The 14,339-nt window shown below is 48.2% G+C and carries 10 protein-coding genes and 2 tRNA genes; 4 read left to right on the top strand and 8 right to left on the bottom strand.

The features are described from left to right. The first annotated feature begins 68 nt into the window (after nucleotides 1-68). Both mutY and HR45_RS02290 read left to right on the top strand, forming a co-directional pair. On the top strand, nucleotides 69-1,169 hold the full coding sequence (gene mutY, locus HR45_RS02295; protein WP_037439255.1) for an A/G-specific adenine glycosylase: 1,101 nt from the start codon (nucleotides 69-71) through the stop codon (nucleotides 1,167-1,169). Nucleotides 1,170-1,172: 3 nt separating this feature from the next. After that, nucleotides 1,173-1,451, top strand: a complete 279-nt coding sequence (locus HR45_RS02290; protein WP_037439253.1) for an oxidative damage protection protein — start codon at nucleotides 1,173-1,175, stop codon at nucleotides 1,449-1,451. Nucleotides 1,452-1,506: 55 nt separating this feature from the next. Here the strand turns inward: HR45_RS02290 and HR45_RS02285 are convergent, their stop codons facing one another. Further along, a complete protein-coding gene (locus HR45_RS02285) occupies nucleotides 1,507-2,685 on the bottom strand; it encodes an MFS transporter (RefSeq protein WP_037439251.1) in 1,179 nt (392 codons plus the stop codon). A 340-nt stretch (nucleotides 2,686-3,025) separates the two neighbouring features. On the opposite strand from HR45_RS02285, the gene HR45_RS02280 reads away from it, so the two are divergent. Next, nucleotides 3,026-3,101, top strand: a tRNA-Phe gene (locus tag HR45_RS02280). A gap of 6 nt (nucleotides 3,102-3,107) precedes the next feature. Beyond that, nucleotides 3,108-3,183, top strand: a tRNA-Thr gene (locus HR45_RS02275). Nucleotides 3,184-3,309: 126 nt separating this feature from the next. On the opposite strand, the gene HR45_RS02270 is transcribed toward HR45_RS02275, so the two are convergent. The 7 genes from HR45_RS02270 to glgC all read right to left on the bottom strand — a co-directional run bounded on the left by HR45_RS02270 (nucleotide 3,310) and on the right by glgC (nucleotide 14,313). Then, nucleotides 3,310-4,011 (bottom strand): SapC family protein, encoded by a 702-nt coding sequence (locus HR45_RS02270; RefSeq protein WP_037439249.1) that lies wholly within the window; start codon nucleotides 4,009-4,011, stop codon nucleotides 3,310-3,312. 234 nt (nucleotides 4,012-4,245) lie between these two features. Next, nucleotides 4,246-5,535 carry an NAD(P)/FAD-dependent oxidoreductase gene (locus tag HR45_RS02265; RefSeq protein ID WP_037439247.1) on the bottom strand — a complete coding sequence of 430 codons (1,290 nt, stop codon included), beginning with the start codon at nucleotides 5,533-5,535 and terminating at the stop codon, nucleotides 4,246-4,248. A 125-nt stretch (nucleotides 5,536-5,660) separates the two neighbouring features. Then, nucleotides 5,661-7,043: an MATE family efflux transporter gene (locus HR45_RS02260; protein WP_081933354.1), complete on the bottom strand. Its 1,383-nt coding sequence runs from the start codon at nucleotides 7,041-7,043 to the stop codon at nucleotides 5,661-5,663. Continuing rightward, nucleotides 7,044-8,099: a CobW family GTP-binding protein gene (locus HR45_RS02255; RefSeq protein ID WP_037439444.1), complete on the bottom strand. Its 1,056-nt coding sequence runs from the start codon at nucleotides 8,097-8,099 to the stop codon at nucleotides 7,044-7,046. Between the two features lie 230 nt (nucleotides 8,100-8,329). Further along, complete coding sequence (locus HR45_RS02250; RefSeq protein ID WP_037439245.1) at nucleotides 8,330-11,383, bottom strand: EAL domain-containing protein; 3,054 nt, start codon at nucleotides 11,381-11,383, stop codon at nucleotides 8,330-8,332. Between the two features lie 69 nt (nucleotides 11,384-11,452). Next, on the bottom strand, nucleotides 11,453-13,045 hold the full coding sequence (locus tag HR45_RS02245) for a glycogen synthase (RefSeq protein WP_241461039.1): 1,593 nt from the start codon (nucleotides 13,043-13,045) through the stop codon (nucleotides 11,453-11,455). Then, nucleotides 13,045-14,313: a glucose-1-phosphate adenylyltransferase gene (gene glgC, locus HR45_RS02240; protein WP_037439243.1), complete on the bottom strand. Its 1,269-nt coding sequence runs from the start codon at nucleotides 14,311-14,313 to the stop codon at nucleotides 13,045-13,047. Before glgC ends, HR45_RS02245 begins: the two co-directional genes overlap by 1 nt. Between the last annotated feature and the right edge of the window lie 26 nt (nucleotides 14,314-14,339).

The raw sequence follows: 14,339 nt of genomic DNA, 5'->3' as shown, positions 1-14,339 counted from the left end.
CCTTTTTAATCACGGTCTAGCACAGTATCTGCTTGTGCGGGATCATCACCACAGATACACTGGCGCCCATGAACACAGCCCCTTTTTCACAACGCGTAATCGAGTGGTATCGGCAGTTTGGCCGCACGACCCTACCTTGGCAACAACATAAAACCCCTTATAAAGTATGGATATCTGAGATAATGTTGCAACAAACTCAGGTTGCCACTGTTATTCCGTACTTTGAACGCTTTATGCAACGTTTTAGCAGTGTTACCGAATTGGCTAATGCTGATATCGACGAAGTGCTGCATCACTGGACCGGGCTTGGCTACTACGCCCGAGCGCGTAATCTGCATAAAGCCGCCACCATCATTCGCGACAAGTATCATGGCAAGTTTCCCGAAAACTTTGATGATGTAGTAGCGCTTCCTGGTATTGGCCGTTCGACCGCTGGCGCAATTTTGTCATTAGCCTGCGGACAACATCACGCTATTTTAGACGGCAACGTTAAACGTGTATTAACTCGCCATAACGCAGTCACTGGTTGGCCGGGACTGCCCAAAGTTGAACAACAGCTATGGCAGTTGGCTGATACATTGTCCCCCGCGCAACATATCGACCAATATAATCAGGCAATGATGGATATTGGCGCCACGCTCTGTACCCGCAGCAAGCCAGCGTGCGAACGTTGTCCAGTGGCATTTGATTGCCAAGCACAACGCCAAGGCAGACAAAAAGACTTCCCTGAGAAAAAGCCGAAAAAAGCGATTCCCGCCAAAGATGGCTTTTTATTGGTCGTGCGCCAGCAACAACAAGTATTACTGCAACAGCGCCCACCCGCAGGGATTTGGGGCGGCTTGTGGTGTTTTCCTGAATTTAGCAGTGAAGCAGCCATCAAAGCCGCAGCAGCTATGATCAATGCCGATGCAACACTGCATCCATTGCCCGCATTTAGGCATACATTTAGTCATTTTCACTTTGATATTCAACCACTGCTACTTGATGTCAGCAGCGATGAAAATGAGTTCAACGAAACCATGCTAACACCGCAAGCTGGTGATGCTGTCATGGAACCCAAAGCCACTCTCTGGTATAACTTAGCGCAACCATCAAGGGTCGGGCTGGCCGCCGCTACTGAGCGGATTCTTGCTAGTCTTCAGACCGCTTCAATCAAGGAGCTTGAATAAATTATGGCACGCACAGTTCATTGTGTTTATTTCGACAAAGACGCCGACGGGCTGGACTTTCAACTTTATCCAGGCGAATTGGGTAAAAAGATCTTTGATAGCATCAGTAAAGAAGCATGGGCGCTCTGGCAGAATAAGCAAACCATGTTGATTAATGAGAAAAAACTCAACATGATGAATCCAGACGATCGCAAGTTGCTTGAAGAACAAATGGTGGCCTTCTTGTTTGAAGGTGGCGAAGTCCATGTGGAAGGTTACGTTCCACCAAAAGATGAAGATTAATCTTTGTTTTTAGAATAAAAAAGGCTCCTGAAGGAGCCTTTTTTATGCGCGAAAATTACGCCTGAGATTTGCGCTGAGTCGCAGCCAAATAGGTGATAGCAACCAGTGACAACATCACGCCACCACAACAAACCGCAAACCAACCGTGCCATTGATAAAGCACAACGGAAATGTAGGAACCAATCGCCCCACCGGCGAAGTAGCTGGTCATATAGCCTGCGTTTAAACGGTTACGCGCTTCAGGTTGCAGTGCATAAATGACATTCTGATTGCTGACATGCGCCATCTGTACCGCTAGATCCAATAACACAATGCCAAACAACATACTCAGCAGCGAATGATCGGCTAAAAACAGCAACAACCAGCTCACAAGCCCCGCTATCCAGCCAATCCAACTGCCCCAATTGCCTTTACCGCCATCAGCAAGTTTCCCCGCCCATTTAGCCGCCACAACCCCAGCCACACCTGCGATACCAAACAGGCCGATAACCGCATCCGAATATTCATAGGGAGGATTTGCCAACACAAACGCTAGTGGCGTCCAAAACAGAGTAAACATAGCAAAACTGAGCGCACCAAGAAACGAGCGCTGCGCCAATACCGGTTCGGTTTTAAAGAGCGAAATTACCGAGCCTAATAACTGCCGGTAGCTGAGCGAAACTTGTGGCTGATATTTAGGTAACGAGCGCCATAGAGACACAGTGCAAATCAACATGGCGACAGCCGCTACCCAATACACCGCTTGCCATGACAGCAAGGAGGAAATCGTCCCTGCCACAACACGCGCTAACAGGATACCTAGCAGTAAGCCGCCCATCACGGTGCCAACCGCTTTACCGCGTTGCTCAGGTGCAGACAGAGTGGCAGCAAGCGGCACTAACACTTGCGCCACCACGGAGCAACCACCAGTAATGGCTGTGCCGACAAGCAACCAACTGACACTAGGTGCTATCGCATTAACGAACAAACCACTGGTGGCTAACAGCATTAACAGCACAATCATACGACGCCGCTCAACTAAATCTGCGAGCGGTACTAAGAAAAACAAGCCTAGGCCGTAGCTAAGCTGTGCGGCAGTAACGACACTACCGGCCAGCGCGTGGGAAATGCCAAATGCTTGCGCTATGGTATCGAGCAGTGGCTGAACATAATAGTTATTGGCGACAGCAACCCCGGTCGCGATCGCCATCAGCAGGATAAGTTTAGAGGAGAGAGTCGTTGGCTCAGTCTGCATATACATCCCTGATAAAAATGAAATTGACCAATTGAAACACGTGCGATAAGAAAAGGCGCATTATGCGCTTTTCTGGGTTTATCAGGAAGTCGTGACATTGCCACCGGTGAGCTTTCAGCACCAATCCGCCCATAAGACCTCACCAAAGCAGCATAATTTTGTCGTTTCTGTACAACTATTGCCCGGCCACAACTGATTTGTGCATTAACTAAGCGAATAAAACATTCAAGATTAAAAAGGACTTGCGCCAGTAAAATGTCCTGCTATATGATACGCACCACTTCGGCGGGGCAGGAAGTTGTGTGTTCCGCGAAAGTAATGACTGATAAAGAAATCAGTTGCCCGAATAGCTCAGTTGGTAGAGCAGCGGATTGAAAATCCGCGTGTCCCTGGTTCGATTCCGGGTTCGGGCACCACTTGATGCCGGCATAGCTCAGTTGGTAGAGCAACTGACTTGTAATCAGTAGGTCCCGAGTTCGACTCTTGGTGCCGGCACCATTTTTAAGGCCACTTTATAGTGGCTTTTTTTATACCTGAAATTTGGCGTGTTCCGCTCTAGCCGCTTTTCAGCCAATAAAAAAGGCGGTAAATACCGCCCTTTCAGATCGCTAAGCTTAACAATAATTACAGCTCAGACTCTGCCAATACCAAACGTGGAATTTGGTTCAGTGACGTCAGGTGACTGTAGATAGGGCCCAACAGACCTTTCTTACGCAGATCCAGATAATCTTCGTCGCTCAGCTCTGCCAACTTGCGCTCATCGATCAGATAGATACCGTTGATGTTGCGTTTTTCACCTTTCACTTCAACAGTCAAGGTTTGTTGTACCAGCAACTCTTTTTCAGCCAAGAATTTCAGTACCGCACGCGATTGTTGATCTTGCTCGAAATGACGCAGAACCAGTTCGCGGCGTTCTTTCAGCGCTTCAGTTTCTTCACCGTTTTCAAACAGTGCTACGCCTTCTTCTTTGCTCAGCAGTTCGCTTTCTTCACGAATACCAAACCAAACACGATCAGTTTGCTCTGGATCCAGCACGACAGCCAGAGGGTAGTCACGCAGCACGTTAGGTACATAAGTACCAACCCACTCACCTTCTTTAACTCGCAGGTTTTGTTGTGGCTTTAAGCCCAGCATCATTACTGCTTGGAAATCGTCAGATTCAGCATTTGCCTTAACAAATACAACTGGGGTATCAGTAGCTGCGTACATGATTTCGTGCAGGCTTACTGGCATCAAATGCTCATTTGCTACATGCTCAAAAGAAGGTTTTTTAAATTTAAGATCGGCATGTTTAGCTGGATCTAACAGTGAAATTGCTTGGGTCATTTAAAGCTCCTTGAGGGCTCTATTACTCTAAATTTTATGTTCCAATTATCAGGAAGCGCTTTTCCCTAGCCCGTAGTTATACCCTGTTTCATTCGCGAATAAAAATACAAAACCATAACAAACTGTGACTCAGGAGCCATGAAACGCGGGATTTTGCATCGACTGCGGGATTTTTAAACAACCCAGAAAACAGAAAGGGAAGCCTCAGCTTCCCTATTGAATCACCGAATGCGATTAATGCAGTTTCAACTTAGGCCGCTGCCATTTCAGCAAACGCTGCGCCAAACTAAATACCGAAGCCGAGAACCAACCATAGAGACTCGCTAGATGACGTTGATACAGCGACAGATACATCATACGCGCCACGTAGCCTTCAATGAACAGCGAACGTGAACGCAGATTGCCCATCAAATTCCCTACCGCAGAGAAGCGACTGAGCGATACCAAAGATCCATAATCACGATATTCAAACGGCTTTTCCGCCTTGCCCTTCATTCGATTGAGCAAGTTTTGAAACAGAGTTTCAGCCATTTGGGACGCAGCTTGAGCACGCGGTGGTACAGGTTTGCCACTTTCTTGGATCAACATAGCGCAGTCGCCAATGGCATAAATGCACTCATGACCTTTCACGCGCATGCAGGCATCCACCTCAATCTGATTACGCTTACTAATCGGCAAATCGGTAAAACTTTTCAGTGCATCAGGCCCTTTAACACCAGCAGCCCAGACTTTGAGGCCGGAATTAATCAGCACGTTGTCTTGCGTGATAAAGCCTTCCTTAACCACTTCTTTTACCTGTACACCGATATGCAAACGCACCCCAATATGATCCAACACGGTTTGTGCTCGAGCACTGACTTTATCGGGCAGCGCTGGCAGAATCTTCTGCGCCGCTTCAACCAAATGGATTTCCAGATGCGATTTGTCGATATTGAGGTAACCGTATTCTTTTACCGATTCCAACACATGATGCAACTCTGCAGCCAGCTCAACCCCGGTTGCACCAGCGCCGACAATGCCGATACTGAGTTTTTCACTGGTTTCATCCAGCAGGAGTAGTTCGTCGAGTAGCTTTTTATGGAATAGGTTGGCGCTATCGAGGCTATCAAGAAAGATACAGTGTTCTTCAGCGCCAGGTGTATTAAAACTGTTGGAAATACTGCCGATAGCCAGCACTAAGTAGTCATAGCTGACTTCACGCTCACCTAACAGCTCTTCACCTTCGTCATTCAATACGCGGGATAGATAGACGCATTTTTTCTCGGGGTTACAATCGTTGATCTCGCCGCGCAAAAAACGATAACCGTTCTTCAAACCGTGGTCACGATACAGCAATCCTTCTACCGACTGATCAATCACACCAACAGCGACTTCGTGCAACTTGGGCTTCCAGATATGCACCGGGCTCTTATCGATCAGGCAGATTTCAGCTTCGCCTGATAAGCCAAGTTTTCGACCAAGTTTTGAGGCCAGCGCTAAGCCACCGGCGCCACCTCCGACAATAACGATTCGTTTAGCGGTCACAACTTTTATCCCCCATGAACCTTAATTGAATTATGTTATTTATATCACACTTTTATAGTTGCATGGCCTGTTAGGAACGTAAAACTGGCAACTTTTATCCTGCCATTATTCGATGGGCTGGACATTTAACTTGCCAACATTCGCTGTTGTAACAGCACAAATTTGCGTAGCATCCACAGCGCCAACATAGTGCTACAACACGACAAGGAGATCCATACTCCGCTAACGCCAAATAGTGTGCCCAACACCGCCAGCAGTATGGCGATTAACACTAACTTACTGCCCGTGAGCAGATTGGCCTCTTTAGGGCGATTCATCGCTTGAAATAGGCTGGCGCCAACTAACACCATGCCCTCCATCGGCAAGCCCCAAAAATAGAGATACATGCCGTCAACGGCATAAGGTGTTAGCTGTGGATTATCACCAGCAAACAGATATACCAACCATTCCGGTCTACTGTAGATCAAACTCATGCCTAAAAACGCCACCACTAAACTCAGCCCTAGTGCCAATTTGACGGTTTGGCGCACTCGATGGAATAGTCCCGCGCCGACGTTAAAACTGAGGATAGGTTGCGTGCCGAGGGCAATACCTTCAAAGATGAGATAAAACATCGCTTCGGTGTAACTCACCACACCATAAGCTGCTAAATGGATTGCTGAACCTTGCCAGAGAAACGCGAGATTATGCAGCGTCAGCACCACAGAGAGATACAGCGTCATCATCATGCTAGGCAACCCCAGACGCAGCATCTGTTGCGTCCACTGCCAGTTAAGCCGTAGCTGCTCGCGACCAATACGCAAACGGCAATCAGCAGCAAAAAAGTGACGCATACATAGCCATGCCGCCACGCCCTGACACAACATGGTGGCGATGGCGACACCGGCAAACCCCAACGGAATCACCACAATCAACAGCCAATCAAGCACGATATTCAGTACACCGCAGCCGATTTGAATCAGCGTGACACGTCCAGGAAAACCATCATTACGTAACATCGCAGTGAAGGTCATCGACAACACCGGAAACACACTCAGCAGGAAATACCAGAATAGATAGGACTTGGAATAACGTAGGACTTCCCCCGTAACCCCAATCAGTTGCAGGATTGGCTCTCTAAAACTAATGCCGACAACCGCGAGTAGAACACCGGCAATGACTGACACCAGCACGCTATTACCAACGATCTGCCGCGCGGCGAGGATATTGCCTTTGCCTAGTTGTAGTGAAGCAAGTGCGGCACTGCCCATACCCACCAATGCCCCAATGGCATAGATCACTGCTCCAACCGGATAGGCAAGCGTAATTGCCGCAAGGCCTGTTTCACCGAGAAAATGCCCAATAAACATGCCATCAACGGTGACATAAATTCCAGTGGCCAACATCGACACCACGGTTGGCATCGCGTAGCGCCAAAACAGCTTAGCAACGGGTTGTGTTGCCATGTCATCTTGGCTAGCATCCATCACGCTTGCCGTCTCAGGCGTTGTTGCAAAGTTCGCACTCATTTACAGATAAGACTCCAGCCAGCGACATTGAATTAAGCTCTGGTGCAACACTTCAACATCCAATGAGCACTGACTGATGATCTCCAGTCGTGACTCCATGGCATCATCCACTTCTGCAAGCGTCATTTCCTGCTGTAGGCGATTCACCGCAATAATGCCTTCATCGGTAATCATCACGGCTTTAAGACGCTCACATGGCTGCGACTCAATCCACTGCATTAATGCCTGAAACGCGAAGGCCCAATCGGCACTAAAACGCCAACCGTAACTGAAATGTCCTTCCGCCTGTTGTTGCTTAAAGATGATCCCTAACTCATCAAATGATGTTTCCACTCCATCATCACTTGGTATTGCCACGCCTAAACCTGTGGTGACATTTGTAGACATCAAACTGGCGCTTCGACGCATTTTCGGCTGAGATTGCTGACGCTTTACAACATCACTAGGCTGCATCAGTCGTTCGAGTAAAGCGTTATCAATCGCTTGTTCTCGACTCCATTGATAACGAGTGGCAGGCACGAGTTCAGTAGGAAGTAATGCCAAGGCTGCCGCTACATTAAGGCTATCGGACCATAAATCCGCCTTACTCAACAGACAGATATCACTGCTGGCTAACTGCCCCAAAAACGTTTCATGTTCACGATAACGTTTATCCTGTAACGAACGCGGGTCGACCACGCAACAGCTGCTTTGCAACGTCAACACTTGCTGAAATTGCGACGACGCCAATACCTGCATGATCTGCTGTGGATGCCCTAGCCCCGTTGGCTCAATAACCAAACGCTGAGGTTTAGCTTTAGCGAGTAATTGCGTTACCGCCACTTGCAGTGGCACGCCAGCAGCACAGCATAAACAGCCGCCCGCGACTTCCCGAATAACGACAGAGTCAGAACCTTGCATCAAACTCGCGTCGATACCTATCTCACCGAATTCATTAACCAATATTGCCCAAGTTTCATGTTCGGGTTTTGCTTTTAATAGCGCTTGGATAAAAGTGGTCTTACCCGCACCTAAAAAGCCGGTAATCACATTGGTGGGGATATTGGCGAGGATCATGAGCTTATCCATAGGGAGAAAATAAAATTCGTCTGCTAGTGCCTTGCTAAGGATGCTGTGACCCGAGCATTAATCGGGAATAGCCAAAAGAGATGACGTTATTGGCACTATCACTAGCGAGCGATAAGACCAGAAAACGTCATAGGCTGCAGCAGACGCTAAAATTGGGCTAAGTGTACTTAGGCAAAGGTGCTTTCGGCAAACAAAACTGCGTAAAGCCATTAGGCGTACTAACCACGTAAGCGCTTATTATGTTTAAGGTATGCTTGTTCAAACTGCTCGGTAGGCAAAGGGTGAGAATAGAAATATCCCTGCGCATAATCGCAGCCCATGCCCTTAAGAATATCGGCTTGTTGCTGGCTCTCTACCCCCTCTGCAATCACCTTAATACCGAGCTTATGTGCCATTACAATAATGGCCTCGCACAAGGTGACATTATTTTCGTCGACATCAAGTTGATTGGTGAACGAACGATCAATTTTAAGGTAATCGATGTCAAACCGTTTTAGATAGGCCAATGACGAGTAGCCAGTACCAAAGTCATCTAACGACACTTGTACTCCAGCATCGCGATAACGCAGCAGTTTTGTGGAAACATTGTCATTGGCTTCAAGCAACAAGCCTTCGGTGATCTCAATGCAAATACTGCCACCAGCAACCGAATTCTGCGTTAGGTAGTTTAACCAAGCGTCAAAACGCGCGCCTTCATCGCGAAACTGAATTGGCGACTTATTGATGCTGATTTGAATATCTATGCCGTATGTCTCTCGCCAAGCCACCACTTGCTGTACGGCCTGATAGAACACCCAATCACCAATATCAATAATCAAGCCAGTGTCTTCCGCGACCGGAATAAATTCAGCGGGAGGAATATGACCTCGATGCGCATGTGGCCAACGGATTAATGCTTCCACCTTCACCACCTGCTGTGTATTGAGATCGGTAATCGGCTGATAATAGATCTCAAAGTGATTGCCTGTGACCGCTTCTCGTAACTCTTGGATAAGTTTCATCCGATAGCGCGCCTGTTGCTGCATTGAGTGAGTGAAGTAGTTGAAGCGGTTACGACCTTGCTCTTTCGCGGCATACATCGCCTGATCCGCATGCTTCAGTAATATCTCTTCGCTGGCACCATCGTCAGGAAATAACGTGATACCAATACTGGCACTGATATAAGCGTTTTCATCACCTAACTGAAACGGTTCGGCAAGTTGCTGTAAGATCTGCTGCGCAACGCGCTCAATCCCTTTGCTGTCATTGGCATCCATCAGCAACAGCGTAAACTCGTCGCCGCCCAAACGTGCGACGAGATCCGATTCACGCACACAGGTTTTCAGTCGTTTCGCGGCTTGCTGTAACAGACGGTCGCCCATATCGTGCCCGAGGGTATCGTTCACCTCTTTAAAGTAATCCAAATCTAAAAACAGCAATGCCAGTTTTGAACTACGGCGATGAGCTTTACGAATTTCACTGCTCATCTGTTCCAAGAACATGCGGCGGTTCGGCAATCCGGTTAACGGATCATAATTTGCCTGCTGCCAAATCAGACGTTCACTGTTTTTCTTCTCGGTGATATCAGAAAACAAAGCCACCCAGCGTTGATCGTGTTCCTCTTTATCGGTCAAGGTATTAATCGATATCCACACAATAATTTCGTGGCCATCTTTGCAGGTTAACCAGAGCTCACCTTGCCAACGTTTCTCGCGGTTAAGCTCTTGTCTAATATGTCGATAATCTTCCGCGCTGTGGTGCTGGCTTTTTAGCAAACTGACGTGCTGTCCTATCACGTCTTGCTCTCGAAAACCGGTTATCGCAGAGAATGCAGGATTAATATTGAGGACTTGGCCTTTGCTATTGGTGACCGTCATTGCTTCAGTGCTGTGCTTGTAAACAGAGGCCGCAAGCTGTAGCGAGTGCTCCCGTTGCTTTTGCTCAGTAATATCTTCATGCACACCGCAAATATTGATAGCAGCGCCTTGGTCGCTGCGTTCGGTTACTTTGCCATTAACGCGCATCCAACGTTGTTGCCCATCAAAGCGCTGAAAACGGAATTCACAGCTAAAGTGCGGCGTTCTGCCTTCAAGGTGTAAATCTAACTGATGCAATAGGGATTTGAGATCGCGCGGTTCAATCGTGCTGTACCACAACTGTTTGCCACCCTTCAGCAGCGTCTCTAGAGAGCACCTCATAATTTCCGCAGAGCGTTGGTCGACCACAAATTTATCGGTCGGGATATGCCAATTCCAGTAACCTAAACCACTGCTCGCCAATACTAGTTCCAATTCATCATAACTGGCTGACAACTTTTGCTCTGCCACTTTGGCAACCGTGACGTCAATGTAACCCGCAATAACCAGTGCAACCGCACCTGCCTGTCTTTTACACGAAACGGTGATCTGACAATAGACCACCTCTCCGTTCTTCTTTATGAAACGCTTCTCCAATTCATAAGAATCGATTTCGCCAGCCATCATGCGCTGATATTGGGTAAGGTCGGTCTTTAAGTCTTGCGGATGCGTAACATCGGCCCAGGTCATCGCCAGCATTTCTTCTTCGCTATAACCCAACATGCGGCATAAGCCCGGGTTAACCTTGAGCCAATGCATATCAGCATTGGCAATAGAAATGCCGATGTTGCCGACATCAAATTGTGAACGAAACAGAAACTCATCTTGCAGTTTAATTTTCTGATCCAGCTTATGTTGCAGTCGCTGCGACAACAAGAAACCTAGTAAGGCATTTGATAGAGGGAATATGGTGAAAGCAGGCCATGCCAACGAGAACATCACTTCGATGGCGATATCGGCAGGCAATAGCAGATTCGCGGTTAATATGGGCAGTTGCGCCACAATTGAAAACAGCAACAACTCGCCGATGTTGATGCTTTGCAACACTTCGTGACGGTAGTGGCGCCAATAACGCCACATCAGCCCTACCAGCACCGACGCCCAGATAACGGCCATTCCGGCTTCGGCACCAATACCGCCAATAGAGAGGCGAAACCAAGAGGCAATGAGCGCGGCAAATAGCGCGGGGACTGCACCAAAAAATAGCCCGGCCATGCAGAGCAAAACGGCACGACCATCATAAATGATACCGGAATCTAGCCGCCAAGGTGTCAGCATTAAAGCGATACAGAGACCGCCAATGATGACACCGGCCAGCAGTTGCCAAGCGTATTTATAGCGGGAGTTGCTATTAAGCGGAATCGCTTCGTAAGCAATGACCAAGACTAATAAAAGCGCAGCATTTTGGACAATGACCAGCACAATATTGGGCGCCATTTACGACTTATAACCCTTAAAATGAAGCGATTAAGTCAAGTTTAGCACAGCGCCCGAACTATCACTCAGTCAAGCAAATCCATATAACTCATCCACATAACGCTTAGCGCTGGCTTGCCAGTCAAAACGACAGCCGCCCGCGTTTTTCACCATAGTCTGCCACGGTGGAGAGCCATAGAGACTGAGAGCACGGTCGAGAGTATTGAGCAACTCTGCCGCCTGCTCTTGCAGATTATCACCACTGAAGGTAAAGCCATTTTTGCCATCAACCACAGTGTCACGTAATCCGCCGACACCGTGCACTAAACAGGGCTGTGAATCTCGCAACGCCAACATCTGGCTGATACCGCAGGGTTCAAATGAACTTGGCATCATGAACAGGTCACCGCACTGATACAGGGCATTGGAAAGCTCTTCATGGTAGCCGTTGATAAACAGAAAATTATCATGTCGCGCAGCGACTTCACTAAACTGGCGCGCAATCGCATCATCACCGCTGCCAAGCAGCCAAAAGCGTGCTTTTTCGTCCCACTGTTTCAGTCGCTTAAGCACCCCATCGAGCACAATCAAACCTTGCCAAGGTTGGCGTAGCAACAGCATCTTCTGATCCGTTAAACGACCAACAGAGGTCATCAAAAAGCTTTTAGGTCGACGCTGCTGAAACAAGCGAATTTGCGCAATCAATTCCGATGGGTGAACAGTTTCGCTGAAACCGAGTTTATACATGAGCGCTTCGTTAGCGAGCGACACTAACTTACGTTTGGTTTTCTCGCGCTCTTGTTCAGTGGTCGGTTGCTCAGGATATTCGCACCCATTGAGGATGCCGTATAGCTTACCTTTTCGTTGAATATATTGCAGATCGAGCTCTAACCCTTCACCGCCAAAGAAGCCTTGCTCATGCTGCGAGGGTTGCAACACCTCTTCTGCGTAACCGGGCGACACGAGATGAACTGCGTCACTTAGGGTAATCGCCGCCCGCAACGGATTGACACAATCTGGGTAGCGCGGATCAATCACCGGGTTTAATTGATGTTGAGGTAACCTCAGTAGCTCAGGGAACCAAGCTTCCAGCGATGAGATATCACCACGAAGCGGACGAATTCCCTGCATCGCCAAATTGTGAATACTCAGTACCACAGGTACATCCTGCAACGCGTGATACTCTGCAACATAGTGGCGCAACATAGCAAAAAAACCACAATGCCAATCGTGCAAATGAAAACGTGCTGGCATCGGAATAAAGCCAGCACACAAGGCGGTGGCAACAGCAGTACAGTAGAGCGCGAACTTTCCTGCATCGGTGGCAAATGGACGTCCGGGGGCGTCCTGCGTATAGATTGCATGTCCAGGAGAGACAAACATTTGGTGCGCTAACAAATAGATTAGCGCGCCTTGTTGCTGCGGGTTTGGCATACGATAAAGTTTCATTAAAAAATGACCGCTATCGAAATGCACTGGGAACTCGCACATATATTCCGCTTGCTGCTCTCTGGCGAGAAAACCGTAATCGGGCATCACAATATGGGCGGTGACGCCTTGCTTGGCTAATGCGCCGGGAAGATCCCGAATCACATCAGCCATTCCTCCCACTTTTCCACCTTTCAATGCGGCATTCTCTGCCGCTAACATCAACACTTCACGCGCATTTGGCGATTGCTGCATTATTCATATCCCACTGGCAGGCCTAGCATATCTCGAGTGACCAGCACGACCCCATCTTTGGAGACTCTAAAGCCTTTAGCTCGGTCATGATCATGGTTAAAGCCTATCTCCATTCCCTCGGGAATAATACAACCGCGATCGATAATTGCCTTTTTAATTCTGCAGTTACGCAACACCACCACATCGGGCAGGATCACCGAATCCTCAACCAGTGAGTAGGAGCAAACCCGCACTTCGTTGAACAATACACAGTGGCGTACCGTTGCCCCGGAAATAATACAACCACTGGACACCACCGAATCCACCGCCATGCCGCGACGACCATCATCATCAAACACAAACTTGGCAGGGGGTAATTGCTCTTGGTAGGTCCAGATGGGCCATTTGGCGTCGTAAAGGTTGAGCGCCGGTGTCGGATACAACAACTCCATATTGGCTAACCAGAATGAATCTAAGGTTCCCACATCGCGCCAATAAGCGGGCTCATTAGGGAAGGCGCTGCGGAACGGATAGGCGTAAACATTATGTTGTTCAATGATTGAAGGAATAATATCCATACCAAAATCACGGCGTGATTCCGCGTTTTGCGCATCTTTGCGCAACTGTTCAAACAGGAACTCAGTATTGAACACATAGTTCCCCATAGATGCGAGGCAAAGTTCGGGATTATCGGGAACGGATTTGGGATGAGCAGGTTTTTCCTGAAAGCCGAGAATACGATTGCTATGGTCAACTTCCATAACACCAAATGCATTAGCCGCTTCCTCTACCGGGACTTCCATACAACAACAGGTCATATCAGCGCCAGATTCTGCGTGCGCCGCTAGCAAACCCGCATAATCCATGCGGTAAACATGGTCGCCCGATAACACCATCACATAACGCGGTAACTCGTGCCGAATAATATCGATATTTTGAAATACCGCATCGGCCGTACCTTGATACCAACTATCGGAAAAACGCTGAGACGCAGGCAAGATTTCTACCGACTCCCCCAGTTCTTTCTTAAAATGGCCCCAACCGCGCATGATATGGCGAATGAGCGAATGTGACTTGTATTGTGTCACTACACCCACTCGGCGAATGCCTGAGTTGATGCAGTTAGACAATGGAAAATCAATAATCCGAAACTTCCCTCCGAAATACAGTGCTGGCTTGGCACGCCAGTCTGTTAATTCATGCAAGCGGCTCCCCCTACCGCCAGCGAGAATCAACGCATAAGTATCTCGAGTCAGATTACTGATATAACGCGGACTGGAATTTGGCATATAGCTCCGTCTCCCCAAAACCAAAA

Origin of the sequence: Shewanella mangrovi, assembly GCF_000753795.1 — a bacterium.
Lineage (GTDB): Bacteria > Pseudomonadota > Gammaproteobacteria > Enterobacterales > Shewanellaceae > Shewanella > Shewanella mangrovi.
This window is presented reverse-complemented; position numbering and strand designations above follow the sequence as displayed.